We start from the raw sequence: 4,069 nt of genomic DNA on the forward strand, positions 1-4,069 counted from the left end.
GCTACTGCTGCTGCCCTGGACACCCTCGCTCTCCTCTATCAGGAGCTGGGCTGCCTCCAGAACGCCCTCTCACCTGCCGAGCGCGCTCTCTCCATCTTTGTACAAGCCCTTGGCCTCCACCATCCCCATACCGCTACTGTCCTCCATCACCTCACCCTCCTCTACCGCAAGCTGGGCCGCCCTGAGGAGGCCCTCCCGTTCGCACAGCGTGCCCTCTCCATCCGTGAGCACGCCCTTGGTCCCCACCATCCCCAGACTGCTCGCTCCCTCAGCGCCCTCGCCGCTCTCTATCACGAGCTGGGCCGCTCTGAGGAGGCCCTCCCGCTCGCACAGCGCTCCCTCTCCATCTGTGAGCAGGTTCTTGGCCCCGATCATCCTCACACTGCTACTGCCCTCCACAATCTCGCCCTCCTCTATCGCGCCCTGGGCCGCCTCCAGGACGCCCTCCCGCTGGCCGAGCGTGCTCTCTCCATCCGCGAGCAGACCCTGGGGCCTCATCACCCGCTGACGAGCCAGAGTCACGTCCTCTGTCGTCAGCTCCGGCGGGCTCTCGATGAGCCGTGATCGCCCTGGCGCTCCTCCTCAGGTGAGGACTCTCCACCAATCTCCTTGCCAGGCTTCCCCATTCGCATGCGCGCGGCGTCAAGCCCCGAGCACACCGTTCCCCGAGGCACAGGAGCGATCCATCTCGTTTGAGATCATCGCCGTGCCTTTCTGAGATGAAAACCAGACCCCAACGTTCTCCTCCCTTTCCTGGATATTTCCCAGCTCCTTCCCAAGGTGGCTCCCTCGCGGGGAGCCGCGAGGGAGCTGATCCTGGCCGGATGGGCAACCGCCGCGCCGCACCTTGTCAGCAGCAAGACAACGTGCTGCCGCCGGCAGCGACTTCTCCAGCTCACCTCGCGTGGAGGGACCAACAAACCGAGCAGCAGGCAGCTTGTTTTCCTGGTCTGCTGTCTGGCCGTCAGAGCCAGGCCCTCCCGCTGCAGCTTGCCCGATGAGGAGGCCGCCCGAGCCAGACCGGGTCGGGCATGCACTCTGGACGTGTTCAGGCTCGCAGCGGCCCTCGATGCTCTCGGGTCCGACTCCCCTGTCGAGCTGAAAGCCTTCTTGTGCCCCTCTTGTCGCTCGTACCGTTCGCTTCGAGGACTGCGGTTCCCGACGTTCCACGCAGCGATCATCGAAGGGCTGTTGGAGCCGTCTGAAGGCCAGAGGGCCTGCATCATGACTGCTTTTTTGGGATCATCGAATCGGCTTGACAGAGGCCGCTCCAGATGCCCTCGTAGAGGGGGCGCCGTCAGAATCCAGGAAACCAGCCCGCCTGGAATTGAAAGCGCCGTCTCCCCGCTCGGGAGCCACGCCTGCCCCCTCAACCCTCCACCAAGCCTCCTGCAAGCTGCCCTGGTGTGCTCGGGCTCGCCGTCTGGCGCTGTCTCGCCACAGGGACGGCTGCTGTGGGCCGCCTGCTGCAGGCGCCTCCGCCATGCTTGGATGCCACGCATACTGGGTCCCCGGGGGGAGCGTACCTGTCGAGAGCCCAGCAGGAGCGGGACCTCAGGAGACAGCGAGGCTAAGCAGCAGGGGAGTGGTCAGACGACGGCTTCGTGCGAGGGAGGGAAGGTGGCCCGTCATCAGTGCGAGCAGAAGCCTCCTTGGTCTCGCTGCTGAGAGGGGAGCCAGTGGTTGCAGGGGAACTGCTCACAGCTCCCTGGCCCGGCTGGTTCGCCCGATGGGCAGGTTCCCCGCTCTCTCGCTGAGAGATGGATGGATGAATGAATGGATGAAGAGGCTCGACAGGCTGTCGTCGCAGGCCATTGTCGACAGCCCGCCTTTCCAGTCTGGGCACGTTCTCCCTCTGCGGGTTGAACGATCGGACCATGTCCCACCCCTTGGGGCATGGGCTCCCTGGCTGGCGGGGGCACCTGGATGAGCAGCACGCCCCTCGAATGCATCCGTGGTTGGTGACGAGCCAGGTTCATCCCCAGCCCCTGTTGGGACTGACCTGTTTGTGGATCTGTCAGAGACTGCCACAACGCACCCCTCACTTCGACCCAGGCAAACGGTCGCTGTCCGCGGACTGCAAAGGCCATCAGGCGAGGCTGCGGGTTGACGACGGCCTGGATCAGGCGTTCGTCGATCACCAGCTCTACGAGCTGGTTCGTGGTGACCCGGACGCCCTGCTGCTGAAATCGCTCACGAGCTGCGGGAGCGAGCAGAAACACCCTCGCCGTCAGCATTCCTCCCTGCTGGGCGCGGGTCCTGACAGCGTGGTCATCCAGGCTCATCTCGCGATCGGTCACTGTGGTAGCTGTCCGTTCAACCAACAGCGCATCCCCCAGCGTCAGCCCCGCACTGGCCCACTCCGTGGGAAGGGAAACTGGTATCCAGCTTTCCAGGTCACCGGCACTTGTCGCCGTCGGCGAGAGCGCCTGAGAGGGTACCCGGGATGGCGGAGCCGTGACCACCGGTGACGAGCCACGACGGGTTCTGGGTATGGCTCCGGGGGGAGAGCGCTGCGGCGCAACAGGTGTCGCCTGCGTCGCCGTTGGATGGGGCGAGGCAACGGGAGCGAACAACGTGAATCCCAGAAAGCCCCACGTCAGGACAATGACGACGCTGATCAGACCAGGCTTGAGCCACGCCCACTGGCGCGTTCCTCCTGGAGATGGACTTCCTGGCCGAGATGATGGCGCTCTTCCTCTCCTCGATGCCTCTGTCAGAGCCGTCTGCTCCCAGGCCAGGGCAGGCAGCCGTTCAGAGCAGCGAGTTGAAACGGGAGCGGAAAGGCGTCGCTCCGGCCTTCGTGGTCCACCTCTGTCTCCAGATTGGGGGGAGAGACACCCTCCTGGAGGACGAAGGAAGAGAACGGGTCCCCAGGACCGCTCACTGCAGCCGGATCACGCCCATCGCGGGCACCGATAGAGCGCGCGCTCGCCGGGGGGGTCGGCAACAGGGGTCGCTCCCCTCTCGGTTGGGGGTCAGACTCAGCACTGCGGCCAGTCGAGGAGCAACGCTCCAGGCATAGCCTCTCTCCCCTGGCGATTTCCGATCTGAGGGATGCAGTACTCGTCTGGTGTCGCAATCGCTCCAATCCTTCACCAAGGTGAACAATACCGTATCCAACGAGCAGGCCTCCAGCAGGGTGCTGTATGAGTTCCTGACAGCAGGGCTGCCGTCGCGTCCGCTTTGCAGGGCGGCAGTTTCCCCTCAGCATCCCTGGATTGCCTCTGAGCTGGGAAGTGAGAGGGAGCAGGGGCAGCTCCACCAGCATGACAAGGGAGAACCCTCCTGCCCCTTTCCGACGGCACTCGCTGGCTGCTACAATACTAGCAGGACAATCAACACAATATCAGAAGACCTGACAGGAAGAAGCAGTCCAGGGGGACCGGAACGCAGCACACCGCATCGAGTGGCACAAGGGGGTCCTCCAGTACAGCAAGAGAGGTGCAAGTATGATGACCACATCCGACAACACCTACCCGATCGATCCTGACCATGTCGGCGAGCTGGCTCGCCTCATGCAGCAGGATCGGCTGCTCACCGAGGCGATGGGCGGCCTCTTGCCCGAGGAGGGAATCACCCTCCCCGAGACGGGCCGTGTGCTCGATCTGGCCTGCGGCCCAGGCGGCTGGGCCTTAGAGCTGGCCTTTCGCTTCCCCAAGGCGGACATTCTCGGGGTGGACATCAGCGCCCAAGTGATCGAGTATGCTCGGGTCCAGGCCTGGTCGCGCGGCCTGGACAACGTCCACTTCCAGGTGATGAATGTCATGGAGCCACTCGCTTTCCCGGATGGCTCCTTCGACCTGATCAATGGACGGCTCCTGTGCGGCTTCATGCTCCCGGCTGCCTGGCCCCGACTGGTGCAGGACTGCTTTCGTCTGCTCAAACCTGGAGGCGTGATCCGCCTGACTGAGACCGAGGGACCCCTCACCAGCAGCATCGCCACCGAGCGCTATTTGCACCTGATCTGGCGTGCTCTCCAGCAAGCTGGCCAGAGCTTCTCGCCCGATGGCCGGCACATCGGCATTACCCCAGTGCTGCCGCGGCTGGTACGACAGGCTGGCTTTCG

General features: G+C 64.4%; 3 protein-coding genes. All 3 read left to right on the top strand.

The annotated features are described in order from the left end of the window. Positions 1-564: tetratricopeptide repeat protein (locus A4R35_RS24240; RefSeq protein ID WP_189361615.1), on the top strand; the 564-nt coding region annotated here is incomplete at its 5' end. Between the two features lie 1,382 nt (positions 565-1,946). Next, a complete protein-coding gene (locus A4R35_RS10105) occupies positions 1,947-2,471 on the top strand; it encodes a hypothetical protein (protein ID WP_112428978.1) in 525 nt (174 codons plus the stop codon). Between the two features lie 981 nt (positions 2,472-3,452). Then, on the top strand, positions 3,453-4,069 hold a 617-nt coding region (locus A4R35_RS10115; protein ID WP_146747324.1), incomplete at its 3' end, for a class I SAM-dependent methyltransferase.

Origin of the sequence: Thermogemmatispora tikiterensis, assembly GCF_003268475.1 — a bacterium.
Lineage (GTDB): Bacteria > Chloroflexota > Ktedonobacteria > Ktedonobacterales > Ktedonobacteraceae > Thermogemmatispora > Thermogemmatispora tikiterensis.

Bases quoted from the DNA above. Each gene is read 5' to 3' on its own strand.
- A4R35_RS10105 (WP_112428978.1), top strand. From the start codon at position 1,947: ATGCATCCGTGGTTGGTGACGAGCCAGGTTCATCCCCAGCCCCTGTTG.